General features: G+C 69.0%; 15 protein-coding genes. 6 read left to right on the forward strand and 9 right to left on the reverse strand.

Annotated elements, in window-relative coordinates:
• On the reverse strand, positions 1-345 hold the full coding sequence (locus tag ACNI14_RS09675; protein WP_420519796.1) for a hypothetical protein: 345 nt from the start codon (positions 343-345) through the stop codon (positions 1-3).
• An 87-nt stretch (positions 346-432) separates the two neighbouring features.
• On the opposite strand from ACNI14_RS09675, the gene ACNI14_RS09680 reads away from it, so the two are divergent.
• The gene (locus tag ACNI14_RS09680; protein ID WP_420519797.1) at positions 433-1422 is read left to right on the forward strand and encodes a DMT family transporter; all 990 of its coding nucleotides are present in this window, start codon (positions 433-435) and stop codon (positions 1420-1422) included.
• Between the two features lie 9 nt (positions 1423-1431).
• Here the strand turns inward: ACNI14_RS09680 and ACNI14_RS09685 are convergent, their stop codons facing one another.
• Both ACNI14_RS09685 and ACNI14_RS09690 read right to left on the reverse strand, forming a co-directional pair.
• Positions 1432-2778: an RNA polymerase sigma factor gene (locus ACNI14_RS09685; RefSeq protein ID WP_420519862.1), complete on the reverse strand. Its 1347-nt coding sequence runs from the start codon at positions 2776-2778 to the stop codon at positions 1432-1434.
• A gap of 153 nt (positions 2779-2931) precedes the next feature.
• Positions 2932-3981 (reverse strand): DUF4192 family protein, encoded by a 1050-nt coding sequence (locus ACNI14_RS09690; RefSeq protein ID WP_420519798.1) that lies wholly within the window; start codon positions 3979-3981, stop codon positions 2932-2934.
• 108 nt (positions 3982-4089) lie between these two features.
• Between ACNI14_RS09690 and ACNI14_RS09695 the strand changes: the two genes are divergently transcribed.
• On the forward strand, positions 4090-5166 hold the full coding sequence (locus ACNI14_RS09695; RefSeq protein ID WP_420519800.1) for a polyprenyl synthetase family protein: 1077 nt from the start codon (positions 4090-4092) through the stop codon (positions 5164-5166).
• A gap of 3 nt (positions 5167-5169) precedes the next feature.
• On the opposite strand, the gene ACNI14_RS09700 is transcribed toward ACNI14_RS09695, so the two are convergent.
• Positions 5170-5523, reverse strand: coding sequence for an Rv2175c family DNA-binding protein (locus tag ACNI14_RS09700; RefSeq protein ID WP_420519801.1), 354 nt, complete (start codon positions 5521-5523; stop codon positions 5170-5172).
• Between the two features lie 112 nt (positions 5524-5635).
• On the opposite strand from ACNI14_RS09700, the gene ACNI14_RS09705 reads away from it, so the two are divergent.
• Positions 5636-6967: a LysM peptidoglycan-binding domain-containing protein gene (locus ACNI14_RS09705; protein ID WP_420519802.1), complete on the forward strand. Its 1332-nt coding sequence runs from the start codon at positions 5636-5638 to the stop codon at positions 6965-6967.
• A 60-nt stretch (positions 6968-7027) separates the two neighbouring features.
• Entirely contained in the window at positions 7028-8995 is a 1968-nt protein-coding gene (gene pknB / locus ACNI14_RS09710) for a Stk1 family PASTA domain-containing Ser/Thr kinase (RefSeq protein ID WP_420519803.1), read from the forward strand.
• 27 nt (positions 8996-9022) lie between these two features.
• On the opposite strand, the gene ACNI14_RS09715 is transcribed toward pknB, so the two are convergent.
• The 4 genes from ACNI14_RS09715 to ACNI14_RS09730 are packed head-to-tail and all read right to left on the reverse strand — an operon-like array spanning position 9023 to position 13350.
• On the reverse strand, positions 9023-10369 hold the full coding sequence (locus ACNI14_RS09715; protein ID WP_420519804.1) for a class II 3-deoxy-7-phosphoheptulonate synthase: 1347 nt from the start codon (positions 10367-10369) through the stop codon (positions 9023-9025).
• Positions 10370-10373: 4 nt separating this feature from the next.
• The gene (locus ACNI14_RS09720) at positions 10374-11573 is read right to left on the reverse strand and encodes a pyrophosphate--fructose-6-phosphate 1-phosphotransferase (protein WP_420519806.1); all 1200 of its coding nucleotides are present in this window, start codon (positions 11571-11573) and stop codon (positions 10374-10376) included.
• A gap of 37 nt (positions 11574-11610) precedes the next feature.
• Entirely contained in the window at positions 11611-12333 is a 723-nt protein-coding gene (locus ACNI14_RS09725; RefSeq protein ID WP_420519807.1) for a lysophospholipid acyltransferase family protein, read from the reverse strand.
• 51 nt (positions 12334-12384) lie between these two features.
• Complete coding sequence (locus ACNI14_RS09730; RefSeq protein ID WP_420519808.1) at positions 12385-13350, reverse strand: ROK family glucokinase; 966 nt, start codon at positions 13348-13350, stop codon at positions 12385-12387.
• 62 nt (positions 13351-13412) lie between these two features.
• Here ACNI14_RS09730 and ACNI14_RS09735 point away from each other — a divergent pair, with 62 nt between their 5' ends.
• Positions 13413-15227, forward strand: a complete 1815-nt coding sequence (locus tag ACNI14_RS09735; RefSeq protein ID WP_420519809.1) for an AMP-dependent synthetase/ligase — start codon at positions 13413-13415, stop codon at positions 15225-15227.
• Between the two features lie 13 nt (positions 15228-15240).
• Here ACNI14_RS09735 and ACNI14_RS09740 read toward each other — a convergent pair whose 3' ends face one another.
• Positions 15241-15435 (reverse strand): hypothetical protein, encoded by a 195-nt coding sequence (locus ACNI14_RS09740; protein WP_420519810.1) that lies wholly within the window; start codon positions 15433-15435, stop codon positions 15241-15243.
• Positions 15436-15522: 87 nt separating this feature from the next.
• Here ACNI14_RS09740 and ACNI14_RS09745 point away from each other — a divergent pair, with 87 nt between their 5' ends.
• A complete protein-coding gene (locus tag ACNI14_RS09745) occupies positions 15523-17214 on the forward strand; it encodes a DEDD exonuclease domain-containing protein (protein ID WP_420519811.1) in 1692 nt (563 codons plus the stop codon).
• Positions 17215-17223: the final 9 nt, after the last annotated feature.

Raw genomic sequence — 17223 nt, forward strand, 5'->3', positions numbered from 1 at the left:
TCAGCGCCAGATCACGGCAATGGCGATATTCACTGCCGTGAGGGCCCCGATGATCAGCCAGAACCGTTCGACACCGTTCTCGCGCCGGGCGCCGACCTCGGCGAGACCGGCGATCGCGACGGCGACCATGAGCTTGACGGCAAGCTTGACGTGGTCGGGGTCGTTGTCGCCGGCATAGGCGACACCCGCGAGCGCGAGACCGGTGACGATCTGCGCGCGCGCTCCCCAGACCATGGCACCGGTGACCCGCTTCGCTTGGGCGCGAAGCTGGTCGAGCACGGGCCCGAGGATGGCCGCCAAACCGATGAAGTGAAGGATCAACAGGGCGTAGCGCAGCGCGTTCATGGTCTCCTAGACTCTCGTGACAACGCCCCCGATGGTACCGCGCCCCGCACCATTAGCGCCGCGCAACGCCCACGTAGCATGAGGCCCGTGACGCCAGCCCCTCCGCACCGCCGTTCGCCGGCGATCGGCGCGACCGCCGTGCTCACTGGAGCCTTCCTCTTCGGACTCAATGGCTCGATGTCGAAGGTGGTGATGCAGGCCGGCGTCACTCCCGAGCAGCTCACCCTGTTCCGCGTGCTCGGCACCGCGATCATCGCGGGGACCGTGCTGCTCGCCACGGACCGCTCCCAGTTCCACCTGCCCCGCAGGGATCTGGCCTGGTTTGCCGCGCTCGGGATCGGCGGCCTCGCGATGGTCCAGTGGTGCTATTCCGTGGCGATCTCGCTGCTGCCGGTCGGCGTGGCCCTGCTGTTCGAGTACACCGCCGTCGTGTTGATCGCGCTCTTCGCGTGGGCGGTGTTCAAGGAGCGGGTGCATCCTCGCCTGTGGGGCGCGATCGCTGCGGTGCTCATCGGGTTGGCGGTCGTCGCGCAAGTGTGGGACTCGGCGCTCTCCGGAATGGGAGTGCTCGCCGGGCTCGGGGCGGCGGTGTCGTACGCGTTCTACTTTCTGGTCGGCGAGCGTTCCGTGGCCGGCAGGCCGCCCATGGCAGTGGCGTTCTGGGCCGCCGCGTTCGCAAGCGCCTTCTGGCTGCTGCTGTCCCGCTGGTGGACGCTCTCTCCCGGCGCGCTGACCGCCGACGTGGCGTTCGGCGGCAGCCTCGACCACGTCACTGCACCCATGTGGGTGCCAGTGGCGCTGATCGTCGTCCTCGGCGGCTTCGCGCCGTTCACACTCATATTCATCTCGCTCCGTCACATCAGCGCGACGGCATCGGGCATCCTCGCCTCGTCGGAGGTGCTGTTCGCCTTCGTCGTCGCGTGGTGGTGGCTGGGCGAGACGCTCGCACCCGTTCAGCTGGTGGGTGCGGCAATCGTGATCGTCGGCATCGTGGTCGCTCAGACCGCGCGTGAACGTGCCCGTGAGGGGCCGGCCCCAGAAGGCTTCGGGGCCGGCGTCCCTCCAGAGATTCCGTGAGGGCTGGCCTCAGTCCAGGTAGTCCCGCAGCACCTGAGAGCGCGACGGGTGGCGCAGCTTCGACATGGTCTTCGACTCGATCTGGCGAATGCGCTCGCGGGTGACCCCGAAGACGCGGCCGATCTCGTCGAGGGTCTTGGGCTGGCCATCGGTGAGGCCGAACCGCATGCCCACCACACCGGCCTCGCGCTCGCTGAGCGTGTCCATGACCTTGGTCAGCTCCTCCTGCAGGAGGGTGAAGCCCACGGCGTCGGCGGGCACGACGGCCTCGGAGTCCTCGATGAGGTCGCCGAACTCGCTGTCGCCGTCCTCGCCGAGCGGGGTGTGCAACGAGATGGGCTCGCGACCGTACTTCTGCACCTCGACGACCTTCTCGGGCGTCATGTCGAGCTCGCGTGCGAGCTCCTCAGGAGTGGGCTCGCGACCGAGGTCCTGAAGCATCTGGCGCTGAACGCGCGCGAGCTTGTTGATGACCTCGACCATGTGCACCGGGATGCGGATGGTGCGGGCCTGGTCGGCCATCGCGCGCGTGATCGCCTGACGGATCCACCAAGTCGCATAGGTCGAAAACTTGTAGCCCTTGGTGTAATCGAACTTCTCCACGGCGCGAATCAGACCGAGGTTGCCCTCCTGGATCAGGTCCAGGAACAGCATCCCGCGGCCCGTGTAGCGCTTGGCCAGCGACACCACCAGGCGAAGGTTGGCCTCCAGCAGGTGGTTCTTCGCGTGGCGCCCGTCATTGGCGATCCACTCGAGCTCACGGCGCATCGCGGCGGGGATCTTCTCGCCGGCGGCGATCTTCTCCTCGGCGAACAGGCCGGCCTCGATGCGCTTGGCGAGGTCCACCTCCTGCTCCGCGTTCAGCAGCGCGACCTTTCCGATCTGCTTGAGGTAGTCCTTGACCGGGTCAGCCGTAGCTCCCGCGGTCATCACCTGCTGGACGGGCGCGTCGTCTTCAGCGTTGCCGAGGACGTAGCCGGTCTTCTCGTCCTCTTCCTCGACCACCGGGGTCTCGTCCTTGGGTTCCTTCTCTTCCGCCTCGTCCGGATCTGCGTCCTGGACGGGCACATCCTTCGCGGCGGCCGATGCGCGCCTCGCCTTGGCGGCGGCCGTGGCCTTCGCGGAGGCCGCGCCCTTCGCGGGCGCCTTCTTCGCGGCGGGCTTGCGAGTGGTCTCGGTGGCCTCGTCCTGTTCCGGAGCGGACTCGGCGGTCGTCGACGACGACGCCTTCTTCGCTGCTGAGGTCTTGCGGGCGCTGGAAGCGGCTGCGGTAGTCGTGGCCTTCTCCTTCATGTCGGCCGCCTGGAGGCGGACGCGGGCGAGGTCGTGTTGCCCTCGTGGATGCGGACGCGCGATGCGCCCGCCGAGCGTGGTGGGTTGTGCGCGGTGCTGTCCGAGAAGCCGCGGCGCTCGGATGACGTGGTGGGCACTGCAAACCTCTCAGCTTGGAATAGGGGGCAATGAGGCCCCTTCCGCCTCGCGCAAATCCATTAAAGTATAACGACATTGTCAATGGATTCGTTCCACTCCCTCCATCCAGGCCGGGGTGAGCCCTGCGTCTGCGACATCATGCACGAGCCGCGCGAGAGAGTACGACGGGTCACGGTGCAAGGCGGCCGCTGCGGCACGACGGGCCGCCCCCAGGTCGCCGCTCCACCACAGCAGCACGGCGCTGAGCGACAACACCGGTGCCTGCTGTCGGCGCCGAGCGTGAGAGAGCAAGCGCCGGCACCAGCGCAACGATGCCACGACCGATGCGGTGTCGGGCGGCTCGCACTCGGGATCTCGCATCGCGCCGTCCAACACATCCGCCACAGCGGCGGAATCCCTTCCGTAGAGCGTATCCAGGACCGCGCAAGACGAGCCTCCAAGCCACTCGACGATGAGCGCATCGCGCACCCGCACGTCCTGCACGCTCGCGATCGCCCGGCCGATCGCGGGAGCACTGGCGTGCAGCGGGAAGGACTCGCTGCACCGCTGCCATGCGTCGTACCGCCACCCCCTGGCGTCGATGTCGCGGCGCTCCCACCACCGATCCGCCGCGCGCGCGGCGCTGCGTCTGCGTGCGGCGGGCGCAGGATCCTCGTGATCGTCAGGGGCGGCGTGCGCGACGGCGCTGGCGGTCATCGCGGACGCCGGTTCGTGCGATCCCCACGGCACTGCGCGGCCGCCCACCGGGCAGCACTGCGGATCGGCGCACCCGGGACTCAGGTAGTTGTCGCCGTCGCACGCCCACACGTCGACACGCTCGACTGCACGGTCGATCTCCGGCCTGAGCGCGTCCACCGCGGGACACGCGAGTGCCACGTCGTCGCCCGTGAAGGTGACGACGAATGCGCGTCTCGCCGTCACGCCGCGGAGCCTCGCGGCGATGGCCCGTCCCAGCGAAGCCGCGGACTCTCGGACCATGGCGTCACGGCGATCCACCCGGAGTGCCACCACCACCTCCCCGGTGCCGTCCAGTCCGACGACGGCCAGCGACTCTCGAGGGATGAACCCCAGCATCATCGGGATGGCGGCGATGAGCTCGCCCGGTCCGATCAGGTGTCGTGTCTGCATGAAGGCATGCTCACCGCTCGTGCCAGCCCGGCGCACCCGGGCGGTCCGCGAACTGTGGAGGCTCACGGTCCGCACGGCACTGTGGACGCGAGCGCCTAGGCTGGCCTGGTGACTGACCAGTTCGACAGATGGGTCGAGGACACCGACCGCGCCATCGCGTCCGCGCTTGAGGCTCAATCTCGCGCGGGCGCCGTTCTCGGCGCCGTGTCGGGCGAGCTGCTGGAGCCGCTTCACGACATCTCGTCCGGCGGCAAGCGTGTGCGTGCGCTGCTTCTGCTGGCCGCTCATGACGCGTTCGGCGGCACCCAGGACCGCTCCGCCACGAGCGTGGCCGCCGCCCTCGAACTGTTCCAGACCGCCGCGTTGGTGCATGACGATGTGCTGGATGGCTCCGACACCAGGCGCGGCAGGCCGTCCACTCATCGCAGGGTCGAGTCGCTGCATCGCGAGCAGGGGTGGCACGGGGACTCTGCCGAGTACGGCGAGGCAGGTGCCGTGCTGGGCGGCGACCTGGCCCTCATGTGCTGCCAGCGTGCACTCAGCGATGCGGTCCTCGATCGTCCCCGTGCCGTCGCACAGACCGTGTCGCGGCTCTTCCTCGACATGGCGGACATCGTCACCCTCGGCCAGTACGCGGACATGCGCGCCGCCGCCGCCCCTATCGCGGGTCTGGGGGACCAGGAGCAGGAGATCAGGTCGGTGATGCGCGCCAAGACCGCGTCCTATACCGCAGAGTTTCCCCTCGGGCTGGGGGCCGCGCTCGCGGGCGCCGATCCGGAGGGCGTCGACGCGATGCGTCGAGCGGGGCTCTCGCTCGGCCACGCCTTCCAGCTCCGCGACGATCTGCTGGGTCTGACCGGTTCGTCTGCCGCCACCGGGAAGCCCACGGGCGACGATGTGCGCGAGGGCAAGCGCACGCTGGTGATGTGGCGAGCGTGGCGCGGCACCGACGATCAGGGGCGCATCGTGATCGGTGATGCACTTGGCGTGCGCAACGCATCGGATCAGGCGGTCGCCCGAGTCCTCGACGTCGTCCACTCCACCGACGCGATCGCGTGGTCGGAGGAGGAGATTGCGCGCGCGGCAGACGAGGCACGGCGCTCGCTGAGCGAGCAGCAGCTGACACCCCGCGGCCTCGCGGCGCTGGAGTCCCTCATCACGCGGGCGGTCGACAGGGTCGCCTGAGCCCTACAGCTGCGCTTGAGCGGCCCTCCGGACGGGGGCACGACGCCCCTCGCGCATGGCCTCAAGGGGCGTGGCGCCCAGCTCCTCGGAGGTCTCCAGCAGCCACTCGAGGATCTCGTCGTCGGAGAATCCCCCATCCGCGAGGACCGTGATCGTTCCTCGAAGCGTAGGCAGCACGCGCGGGCCATCGGCCGCCGCGTCGTCGATGAACCCCTCTGGCAGGTGCCATGCCTGCGAGTCACCGCGGCGTGTGGCCACAAGCGCCCGCTCCCTCAACAGTTCGCGCACGCGCGCGGCGGTGATGCCGAGCCGGTCGGCGAAATCAGGTACGGGAAGCCAGCCATCAGTGTCAGTCACGTCTCCAAGGATACGAACGATCTGAACTGTTGCGCATCCACCTGGCCGGAGCTACAGTCACATCAGTCACACTTGTCACATCAGTCTCATGTGTATCAGCTAGGAGAACACCGTGGCCCCCTCGATCTCCCCCGCCCGTCGCGCGCGCACCGCGGCGTTCGCAGCCGCGACCGCGCTCGCCGCCACGGCGTTCACAGCTCTCCCTGCCGCCGCCGATGAGCGGCACCGCGTGTCCGACGGCGACACCGTCAGCGCCCTGGCGGTCCGCTACGGAACGTCCGTGCGCTCGATCATCGAGGCCAACGACCTCGGCTCGCGCGCGCTGATCATCGTGGGCCAGCAGCTCACGATCCCGACGGCCGGGGCCAAGAGCGCCACTGCCGCATCGGGAACCCACACCGTCGCCGCGGGCGACACCGTGTGGGACCTCGCCCGCCGCTACGGCACCACGGTGTCCGCGCTCGTCGCCGTGAACGGGCTCGATGCGCGCGCCGTGATCCGCGAGGGCCAATCTCTGACGGTCCCCGGCGGCGGCGCGGCCTCGCCCGTCTCCGCCACGTCTGCGCCGACAGGAACGGCGCGCCACACCGTCGGCGCGGGCGACACGGTGTGGGACCTCGCCAGACGATTCGGCACGTCCGTCTCCTCGATCGTGAGCGCGAACGGACTCGACTCCCGCGCCGTCATCCGCGAGGGGCAGACCCTGACGATTCCCGGCGCGACCGCGGTGGGAGACGCCCCCGCATCGGCCTCCACGACCGTCGCCACGGACACCAACCTCTCGGAGTTCGGCGGCACCACGCAGCAGCACACGGTCTCCCCTGGCGACACGCTTGCCCGGATCGCGGAGCGGTCCGGCGTGAGCGTGAGTGCCATCGTCTCCGCGAACGCGATCAAGAACCCCTCGATGATCCGCATCGGCCAGAAGCTGACCATTCCCGGCGGAGCCCCCACCGGACTGGTCGGCGACACGTTCCTCGGTCGCACGTACTCCGCCGGCGTGGTGGGCGCCGCCAACCAGAACAAGGCGACGCTGAACGCCATGGACGTTCCATCGCGCGCGCAGATGCAGCAGATGATCGTCGCGACCGCCCGGGACATGGGGGTCGACCCTGCGCTCGCGCAGGCGGTGGCCTTTCAGGAGTCGGGCTTCAACATGCGTGCGGTGTCCCCCGCCAACGCGGTGGGCGCGATGCAGGTCATCCCGACCACCGGCGAATGGGCCTCCGACCTGGTGGGCCGCGAGCTCAATCTCCTGGACCCCCAGGACAACGTCACCGCTGGTGTGGCCGTGCTGCGGCACCTGCAGCGCGACGGTCGGGCGCTCGAGACCGCCATCGCGGGCTACTACCAGGGCGAGACCGGGGTGCGGAAGTACGGGATGTACGCCGACACCAAGCGCTACGTCGCCAGCGTCCTCGCACTCATGGGCCGCTTCTCCTGACCTGCGGCGCACCGCTGACGCACCGCCGCCAGCGCCATCCGACCCGCATACAATGAACCCGTGTCCGAGACCCTGACCGATCCCCTGCTCGGCCGTCTCATCGACGGCCGCTACGAGGTGCGCGAACGGGTCGCGGCGGGAGGCATGGCGACCGTCTACGTCGCATTCGACAAGAGGCTCGAGCGCGATGTCGCGTTGAAGATCATGCACCAACACCTGGCGTCCGACGCGAGCGAGGCCGACTTCGTGTCGCGCTTTCGCCGCGAGGCCAAGTCCGCTGCGCGCCTCACCCACCCCGGCATGGTGCGTGTGTACGACCAGGGCGTCGATGGGGATCTGTCCTACCTCACCATGGAGTACGTCGAGGGAGAGAATCTCCGCGAGCGGGTGTCCCAGGAGGGCACCCTGTCCGTCGGAGAGGCCCTCGGGATCACGGACGCGGTGCTGGATGCGCTCGCCGCGGCGCACCGCCAGGGCCTGGTCCATCGCGACGTCAAGCCCGAGAACGTGCTGCTGGACGATTCCGGTCGCCCCAAGCTCGCCGACTTCGGGCTCGCGCGTGCGGTCACGGAGGTCACCAGCACATCGACCGGGATGCTGCTCGGCACCGTCGCGTACCTCGCCCCCGAGCTCGTGGCGCGTGGCGACGCCGACGCGCGTGCAGACGTCTATTCGTGCGGCATCCTGCTCTACGAGATGGTGACCGGGCGTCAGCCCTTCCCGGCCGAGACGGCCATCGGCGTCGCGTCGCGTCACCTGCACGAGGACATGCCGGCTCCTTCCGGCTCGGTGCCGTGGCTGCCCGTCGAGTTCGATGAGCTCGTGGCGTCGATGACGGCCCGTGACCCGCAGGGCCGTCCGGCCGATGCCGCGGCGGCCCTGGCACTCGTGCGCCACACTCGCGCGCTCATCGACGACCCCACTCTTGACCGCAGGGCCGACCCCCCGTCGGGATCGTTGCCCATCACGCACGACGACGGCGCGACGACCGTGCTCTCCGACGCTCCCTCAGGGTCGACGATCGCGCTTCCCATCGGCCTGGGCGGATCCACTGCCGTCGTCACCGGCCACGCAGACGCCGAGATCCTCGACGACGACCCCGAGGCCATCGAGCCCGAGCACCGCACCAGGCGCACCGGGTGGTGGATCGGAGCGGTGCTCGCGACCCTCGTCGTTCTGGGCGGCCTGGGTCTCTGGTGGTACAGCTCGATCGGCCCAGGTGCCTATACGACCGTCCCGTCAGTCGAGGGACAGACGGAGGCCGATGCGACAGCGTCACTTGAGGCGCTCGGTTTCGTGGTCTCACCTGAGTATGAATACAACGACGTGATCGCCGAGGGCATCGCCATCGGCACCGAGCCGAGCGAGCAGGCCAGGGCGCTCAATGGCTCGGACGTCGCCCTCATCGTGTCCCAGGGCGCCCGTCAGGAGACTGTTCCCGAGGTGGTCGGACTCGAGGAGAGCGAGGCGATCGATCGCCTGCGCGAGGTAGGTTTCCCCGTGGGTGACCCCACCTTCACGTACTCGGACACCGTTCCTGAGGGCGAGGTGATGGGCTCCACTCCCGAGCAGGGCGCTACCGAGAGACATGACACCGAGGTGTCTCTCGAACTGTCTGACGGACCCGAGCCGATCACCGTACCCGAGGTGGTGGGCAACACCGAGGCCGAGGCACAAGCGGCCCTCGAGGAGTTCGCTCTGGTGGTCACCGTGGAGCGTGAGCGCACCACCGAGGCCCCTGCAGGCGAGGTGTTCCGCCAGGACCCCGGGGCCGGGGCGGATGGGGTGCGCACCCAGGAGATCACGATCTGGGTGTCAGACGGTCCCCCGCTGGTCGAGATCCCGGACTTCACCTACGACCGAGTCGACCGCGCGACCGCCGACCTGGAGGAGCTGGGCCTCGAGGTCAACCTCGAGGCGGACAACATCTGGCCGTGGACCACACCGGAGTTCGTCGTCGGCCAGCGTCCGGACCCGGGCACTCAGCTCGAGGTGGGCTCGACGGTCACGCTGATCTACGACAGCTGAACTGAGCCGCGACCCGACGGGCCGCGGTCACCGCTCGCTGAGCAGCTCCGATACCTGGAAGGCGAGCTCGAGCGACTGCTGGTGGTTCAGACGCGGGTCGACCTTGGTCTCATAGCGCCGTGCCAGGCCCTCGTCGTCGATGTCCTCCGTGCCGCCCATCACCTCGGTGACGTCGTCGCCGGTGAGCTCGACGTGCATCCCTCCGGGAATGGTCCCCGCCGCACGGTGGACCTCGAAGAAGCCGGTCACCTCGTCGAGGATCGTGTCGAAGCGGCGCGTCTTGTAGCCGGACTCGGACGTGAACGTGTTGCCGTGCATCGGGTCCGTCAGCCAGGTCACCGACACCCCGGCGTCACGGACGGCCTCGACGATCGGCGGCAGTGCGTCACGCACCTTGTCGGCGCCCATGCGCGCCACGAACGTCAGCCGGCCCGGAACGTTGTCCGGGTTGAGGCGCTCCGCAAGCGCCACGGCATCGGCGCCCGTGGCCGTCGGGCCGAGCTTCACGCCGATGGGGTTATGGATACGCGACATGAACTCGACGTGCGCACCATCAAGTTCGCGCGTGCGCTCGCCCACCCACAGGAAGTGGGCCGAACAGTCGTACGGCAGCCCGGAGCGCGAGTCGATGCGGGTCAGCGCGCGCTCGTAGTCGAGCAGCAGCGCCTCGTGGCTCGAGAACAGGTCGACGGTCTTGAGGGCGTCGAAGTCTCCCCCGGCTGCCCCCATGAAGCGCACGGCGCGGTCGATCTGCGCGGCCATCTGGTCGTACCGCGCGTACGCGGGGTTGGCGGCGAAGCCCTTGTTCCACGCGTGCACCCGGCGCAGGTCGGCAAAGCCGCCGTGCGTGAAGGCCCGGATCAGATTCAGCGTCGCCGCGGACACGTGATATGCGTCCACGAGGCGCTCGGGGTTGGGAATCCGCGCCTCCTCGGTGAACGCCGAGGAGTTGACGATGTCGCCGCGGTAGGTCGGCAAGGTGACGCCGTCACGGGTCTCGGTGCCTGCGGAACGCGGCTTGGCGTACTGGCCGGCCATCCGACCGATCTTCACGACCGGCGTCGATGCGCCGTAGGTCAGGATCACGGCCATCTGGAGGATGGTCTTGATCTTGTTGCGGATCCGGTCCGCAGTCGCCTCGGCGAAGATCTCCGCGCAGTCTCCGCCCTGGAGCACGAACGCTTCCCCACGGCCGGCTGCGGCGAGGTGATCTCGCAGGACGTCGGCCTCACCGGCGAACACCAACGGCGGAACCTGCCGGAGCCGCTCGGTGGTGCGCTCAAGCGCTTGGCGGTCGGGCCATTCCGGCTGCTGCTTCGCCTCGCACTGGAGGTAGGAGTCAACGCCGGCGGCCTCGAGGGCTGCCTCAGTCATCGTGTCAGGCCTGGCCGATCTCGCTCAGGGTGCGGGTGTACCAGGGCGTCGTGACGTCGAAGGCCTTGTGACCCGCGATGCGCGGGAACTCGATCGCCTTCAGGCGGTCGCCGTCCTCTTCGTCGTGGCCGATCACACCGGACTCGCCGCGCAGCGCGCACTCGACCCCGTAGTCCGTCATCGACTTGATCAGGCGAAGATCCTGCGCGTTGGCCTTGGCGGAGCGCGAGAAGTAGCCGGACTTCTGCACCATCACCTTCTCCGCGCCCAGTCGCTCCGCGAACTGCTTGGCGAACCACTGGCCCGGGTTGATCTCGTCCAGGCGCACGTGGCCGAACGGGTCGCGGGCGACCTCGCCGCCCGATGCCTCGATCTCCTCGATGATCTCGGGCACTCCGGCGCCCTCCGAGAGGAAGATGTTGACGTTGCCGATCTCGTCCATGACCGCCTTGAGGCGCGTGGCCTCGGCGTTCAGGTCCAGCTTCTGCTCGGGGAGGTAGAGGCCGTGGATCTCCCAGCGCTCACGCGACAGGCCGATCTCGGGGACGAAGTCCAGCCCATCGAGCCACTGACGGTACTTGAGCGCAGATGCGGCGGTGAGCCATCCGCACGCTCGGCCCATGACCTCATGGACGATCAGCATGCGGGGTCCAGAGCGGTGCTCGCCGATGACGTTCTGCGCAAACTCGCTCGCCTGCTCGGCAGCGCTCCACGCGCCAAGCGACTGGCGGATCGGAACGACATCGTTGTCGATCGTCTTGGGCAGCCCCACGACCGTCAGCTCGTAGCCGTTGTCGTGCAGGTACGCCGCCAGGTCGGCTGCGGTCGTGTTCGTGTCGTCGCCGCCGATCGTGTGCAGCACGTCGACGCCGTCGGCCTTGAGCTGCTCGGCTGCGACCTCGAGGGGGTTCTGCCCCTCCTGGACGAGCCCGCGCTTGACGCAGTCCCCGGCGTTCGTGAGCTTCACCCGCGAGTTGCCGATGGGCGAGCCGCCGAACTCGTGGAGCGTGCCGGCCTTCTTGCGCACCTCATCGGACACGGTCGTGAACTTGCCCTGAAGCAGCCCCCAGTAGCCGTGCTCATACGCGATGATCTCGATCTCCGGCGCAATCTCGGTGTAGCGCTCAATCAGGCCGCCGACGGCGGACGACAGGCACGGAGCGAAACCACCCGCGGTGAGGAGGGCGACACGGCGGACCGACATAGTGAACCTTTCGTGGAGGGTTGGATTCCCGCCCATTCTAGGGGGAGTCTTGTGAGTCACGGCGCGTGTGATCGCCCCGTTCCAACTCGAGTTTGTACTGCGCGGCATCGCGGTCCTCGTACTCCTGGCCGGACAGCGACTGGATCGCGACCATCACGTTGTCCGTCACCTCACGCAACGCTTCGCGGTCGTCCTGGCGTCCGGCGTAGGCATCGATCCGCAGCGGCTCGCCGATGCGCACGCCGATGTCAGTGCGACTCGGCACCTTCTGACCGATGGGCTGCGCCACATCGGTTCCGATCATCGCGATGGGGATGATGGGCACGCCGGCCTCGATCGCCATGCGCGCGACGCCGGTCTTGCCCCGATACAGACGCCCGTCGGGGCTGCGCGTGCCCTCGGGGTACACCCCGAGCAGCTGCCCGGACTGCAGCACCTGGAGACCCGTGCGCAGAGCCGCCTCGGAGGCGCGTCCGCCACCGCGATGCACGGGAATGGTGCCCACTCCCTCCATGAAGGAGCGGGTGGCGTAGCCCTTGACGCCCTTGCCGGTGAAGTACTCGGACTTGCCGAGGAAGACCACCTTGCGCTGGATCACGAGCGGAAGGAAGAAGGAGTCGGACACCGCGAGGTGGTTCGAGGCCAGAATCGCGCCGCCCGAATCGGGAACGTGCTCCGCGCCTTCGACCCACGGGCGGTAGTAGCCCTTCAGCGGTGGGCCGATCAGCACGTGCTTGAACAGCGTGTAGTAGGCGCTCATCGGGAGACGATCTCGACTTCCTGTGCTCGAACGTTCGTGGGCAATCCTCTATCAGTCGTGGGAATGCGGGACCTCGCGTGCGAGAGCAGCGGCGCCGACGATTCCGGCGTCGTTGCCCATGGCGGCGGCGACGATGGGGGCGACAGGTCGATGCCCGAGCGCCGGCAGGTGCTCCTGGTACGCCGCGCGCGCAGGGAGGATCATCAGGTCGCCGGCGGCGATGACCCCACCGCCGACGACGAAGGACTCGGGGTCGAGCACCGCGGCGAGCGAGGCACAGCCCGCACCGATCCACTCGCCCAACTCGGCGAGAAGCTCGATCCCCAGCTCATCACCATCGGCAGCCGCCTGGGTGACGTCGGGGCCAGAGATCGCGGCGGCGTCTCCGCCTGCGAGGCCGATCAGGCCCGCGGCCCGAACAGGGCGTTCGCGGGCGGCCCTGCGTGCCTCGCGAACGAGCGCCGAGCCGGACGCGTACTGCTCCCAGCAGCCGCGGTGCCCGCAGCCGCACGGGTGGCCGCCAGGCTGCACGCGCATGTGCCCCAGCTCGGCGGCGAAACCGTACGCACCGCGCACGAGCTGCCCCTCGGAGATGATGGCCGCACCGAGTCCGGTGCCGATGGTGAGCATCACCATGTCACGCACGTCACGACCCGCCCCGTAGCGGTACTCGCCCCATCCGGCCGCGTTCGCGTCGTTCTCCACCACCACGTGGACGTCATCCCGACCGATCAGCGCCTCGACCCGTTCGGCGAGCGGGTACTCGCGCCATGCGATGTTGGGCGCGAACAGCACGCGCCGACGATCTGACGAGACGAAACCGGCGGCGGCGAGGCCCACATGATGGATCTCGTGACGATCGGCAAGGTCTGCGACCGCATCGGCGATCGCGGCGTCGATGCTCGCGGCGTCCTCAGGCTGAGTGGCGCGGCGGGTCTTCTCCACGATGTGGCCGGACTCGTCGACTACGCCCACGGCGATCTTCGTTCCACCGATGTCTACGCCGATCGCGTGCATGAACGGTGCTCCCTGGGTGCTCGGTTGGCTTTGGGGAAAAGGGTATCGTGAGCCTCACTGTCGTGAATGCCAACGGAGGCGCCATGGAAAGCCCGGCCGCCGGATACCCGGCCAGCATCATCGCTCTTGTGAGCCATGCGTGGGACGTGCATGCGGACAAGGTGGTGCTGCGCTACCCGGATGCCGACGACGAGTGGGTCGACGTGACCGGCGCCCAGGCCCAGGCCCACGTCAACGCCGTCGCCAAGGGTCTCATCGCCACGGGCGTCTCCGCAGGAGACCGGGTCGCGATCTACTCCCGCACCCGTTACGAGTGGACCGTCCTCGACTTCGCGATCATGTCCGCGGGCGCGATCCCCGTTCCCATCTACGACACCTCCTCACAGGGGCAGGTCGATTGGATCACCTCGGACGCGGAGGTCAGCGTCGTCGTCGCTGAGGACAGCGAGCACGCCGCTCGGGCGCGCGCGGTGGCCGACGACGCCGAGAGCCCGGTGAGCCGCGTGCTCGTCATCGACGATGGCGCGCTCGACGACCTGGCTGCGGCCGGAGCGGACGTCTCGGACGACGCGCTTGCGTCCCGCATCGCGACGCTGGGCCACGACTCGCTCGCCACGATCATGTACACGTCCGGCACCACGGGCCGGCCGAAGGGCGTGCGGCTCACCCACTTCTCCTACGTGCGCCACATCGCGGGCATCCACGAGGAGCTGCGGCCCGTGCTGTTCGGGGAGGGCGCCTCGACCGTGCTGTTCCTCACCCTCGCGCACTCGCTGGCGCGACTGGTGGAGATCGCCCTGGTGGCCTCCGGCACGGTGATCGGCTACTGCTCCGACCCGTCCAAGCTCGTTCCCGCGATGCAGACCTTCCACCCCACGCTCGTGCTCGCGGTGCCCCGAGTGTTCGAGAAGGTCTACAACTCTGCGGAACAGAAGGCCGCCGCGGGCGGCAAGGTGCGGATCTTCAGGTGGGCCGCGAAGCAGGCCATCGACTACTCGAAGGCGCTCGACACCGCCGCCGGTCCCGGCGCGGCGCTGCGCCTGCGTCACAAGGTGGCCGATGCGCTCGTGCTCGGCAAGATCCGCGACGTGCTCGGCGGCAAAGCCGAGTGGGCGATCTCAGGGTCGGCGCCGCTGGGAGACCGGCTGGGTCACTTCTACCGCGGGCTCGGCCTGACGGTGCTGGAAGGCTACGGACTCACTGAGACCAACGCGGCCTCGCACGTGAACCGGCCCGACCTCGCCAAGATCGGCACCGTCGGGCCGCCGTTGCCCGGCATCGAGGTCCGCATCGCGGACGATGGCGAGATCCTGCTGCGTGGAGAGCAGCTCTTCGAGGGCTACCACCACAACCCCGACGCGACCAGCGCGGTGTTCGCCGACGGCTGGTTCCATTCCGGAGACATCGGCGCTCAGGACGACGACGGATACCTCACCATCACGGGACGCAAGAAGGAGCTGATCGTGACCGCCGGGGGCAAGAACGTCGCCCCCGCGGAGCTCGAGGACCGCATCCGCGCGTACGCGCTGGTGAGCCAGTGTGTGGTCGTCGGCGACGGGAAGCCCTTCATCGCCGCCCTGGTCACGATCGACGCGGATGCTCTTCCCGGCTGGTTGGAGAGCAAGGGCATCGAGGCGATGTCGCCTGCGGAGGCCGCGAAGGACGAGCGCATCGTGGCCCGCATTCAGAAGGCGATCGACCGTGCGAATGGTGCCGTGTCGCGGGCTGAGTCGGTGCGCGCGTTCCGCATCCTCGACGGCGACCTCACCATCGACAACGGCATGTTGACGCCCTCGCTCAAGGTCAAGAGGAACCGAGTGCTGGAAGCGCACGGTGACAGCATCGAGGACATCTACGCACACGGCCGCCCCGACTGACGTCCTGTCCCGGTCAGCTAGCGATGCCGCGGCTCACCAGGCGCAGTGGCGGCACGAGGCCGCCCTCCACGAGCGCGTCCACCGCCGCCGCCTGATCGTCGTCCATCTCGACCGGCTGCGGCTCTCGCACCGGAATCGTCAGAAAGGACACGACGCAGTCGCCGCAGGCCTTGCCCCGGACCTCGCATGAATCGCAATCAATGATCATGCTCCGCACGCTACGACCGACCTCTGACATCGCGTCTCGCTTCCCCGCTCCGCGGCCGTGTCACACCCGCGACGTAGGGTCGACGCCATGACAGCGGCGGTGCAGGGCAGCCTTGCAGACATCGGCGAGCCCCTGTCCGCGACGACGTTCGTGGTCGTCGACCTGGAGACCACGGGCGGCTCGCCCCGCGAGAGCGAGATCACTGAGATCGGCGCGGTGAAGACGCAAGGCGGCGAAGTGATCGGCGAGTTCCAGACGCTCGTGGATCCGGGCGGGCCGATCCCGCCGTTCATCGTCGCCCTCACGGGCATCACCGACGCGATGGTGACGACCGCGCCGCCCATCGCACAGGTGCTGCCGAGCTTCCTCGAGTTCCTGGGTGACGCCGTACTCGTGGCGCACAATGCGCGCTTCGACGTGGGGTTCCTGAAGGAGGCGTGCCGCCGGCACGGATACGCGTGGCCCGGTCCCGAGATCGTCGACACCGTGCTGCTCGCACGCCGCGCCACGACGAAGGAAGAGGCCCCCAACAAGAAGCTCGCCACACTGGCCCGGGTCTTCGGTACGCGAGTGACCCCGAACCACCGCGCCCTCGAGGACGCCCGTGCCACCTCCGAGGTGCTGCACGGCATGCTCGAGCGCCTCGCCGCCTTCGGCGTCACGCACCGCGAGGACCTCGACACGCTGCGCAACCCGGTGCCGAGCACCCTGCGACGCAAGGCGACGATGGCCGACCGCGTTCCGGCCAAGCCGGGCGTGTACACGTTCAGAGGCCCCCTGGGCGAGCGACTGTACGTGGGCACGTCACGCAATCTGCGCTCACGGGTCAAGTCCTACTTCACTCGCGGCGAGAGCCGGCGCGGCATCCGAGACATGCTGGAGCTCGCGGTGGACGTCGACACCGTGGTGTGCCCCACGCAGCTCGAGGCGAACGTTCTCGAGGTCCGCATGATCGATCAGTGGCGACCGCGGTACAACCGCAGGTCGACCCGTCCTGAGCGGACCGCGTGGCTGAGATTCACGGACGAGCGCTATCCGCGCCTGTCCGCGGTGAAGTCCGCCCACGGCCAGTCCTCCTGGCTGGGGCCGATGCGCTCGATGGCGGATGCGCGCCTCGCCGCGTCCGCGGTCGAGCAAGCCATGCGCGTGCGGACCTGCACGACGCGGCTCACCATCGTTCCGCGCGTGGGCGCGCACGCGTGCATTCTGAAGGACCTGGGCGCCTGCGCCGCCCCGTGCGTTCGGGGCGAGGAATCGGGCTACGACGTCGCGGTGCTCGCGGCACGAGACGCGCTGGACCGTGACGTCTCCCCGGTCGTCGCCGCGATGCAGACGGAGGTGGCCGCCCGCGCGGACCGGCTCGAATACGAGAGGGCCGGCGAGATGCGAGACGCATTGAGCGCGCTCGTCGACGGGGCCATGCGACGCGACCGGCTCGCAGCGCTGCGCGCGTGCCGGATCGTCGCGGTGCGATGGGTCGACGGTGCGTGGGAGCTGGCATCGATCGCTCATGGCGTCCTGGCCGGCTCGCGGCGTGTGGAGGCGGGAGTGTGGGAGGCGGCTGATTCCCTGCGCCTGCGCTGGGACGCTCTTGACATCGACGCACCCTTGGTGGAGGAGCAAGAGATCGTCCTGCGCTGGCTGGAGCGTCCCGGCACCCGCCTGCTCTATGTCGACGGGGAGTGGGCCTCGCCCGTCACCGGCGCCGGTCGGCACCGGCAGTGGGTGGACGCACGTCGCTCCGACCACGACTCGAGAGTCGGGTCGGAGCGACGCTGACACGCCCCG

The organism is Demequina pilifera, from assembly GCF_048814985.1.
Lineage (GTDB): Bacteria > Actinomycetota > Actinomycetes > Actinomycetales > Demequinaceae > Demequina.

Coding starts and splice junctions, on each gene's coding strand:
- ACNI14_RS09730 (WP_420519808.1), bottom strand. CDS start 13,350: ATGCACGCGATCGGCGTAGACATCGGTGGAACGAAGATCGCCGTGGGC.
- ACNI14_RS09745 (WP_420519811.1), top strand. CDS start 15,523: ATGACAGCGGCGGTGCAGGGCAGCCTTGCAGACATCGGCGAGCCCCTG.
- ACNI14_RS09740 (WP_420519810.1), bottom strand. CDS start 15,435: ATGATCATTGATTGCGATTCATGCGAGGTCCGGGGCAAGGCCTGCGGC.
- ACNI14_RS09690 (WP_420519798.1), bottom strand. CDS start 3,981: ATGCAGACACGACACCTGATCGGACCGGGCGAGCTCATCGCCGCCATC.
- ACNI14_RS09715 (WP_420519804.1), bottom strand. CDS start 10,369: ATGACTGAGGCAGCCCTCGAGGCCGCCGGCGTTGACTCCTACCTCCAG.
- ACNI14_RS09725 (WP_420519807.1), bottom strand. CDS start 12,333: ATGAGCGCCTACTACACGCTGTTCAAGCACGTGCTGATCGGCCCACCG.
- ACNI14_RS09675 (WP_420519796.1), bottom strand. CDS start 345: ATGAACGCGCTGCGCTACGCCCTGTTGATCCTTCACTTCATCGGTTTG.
- ACNI14_RS09720 (WP_420519806.1), bottom strand. CDS start 11,573: ATGTCGGTCCGCCGTGTCGCCCTCCTCACCGCGGGTGGTTTCGCTCCG.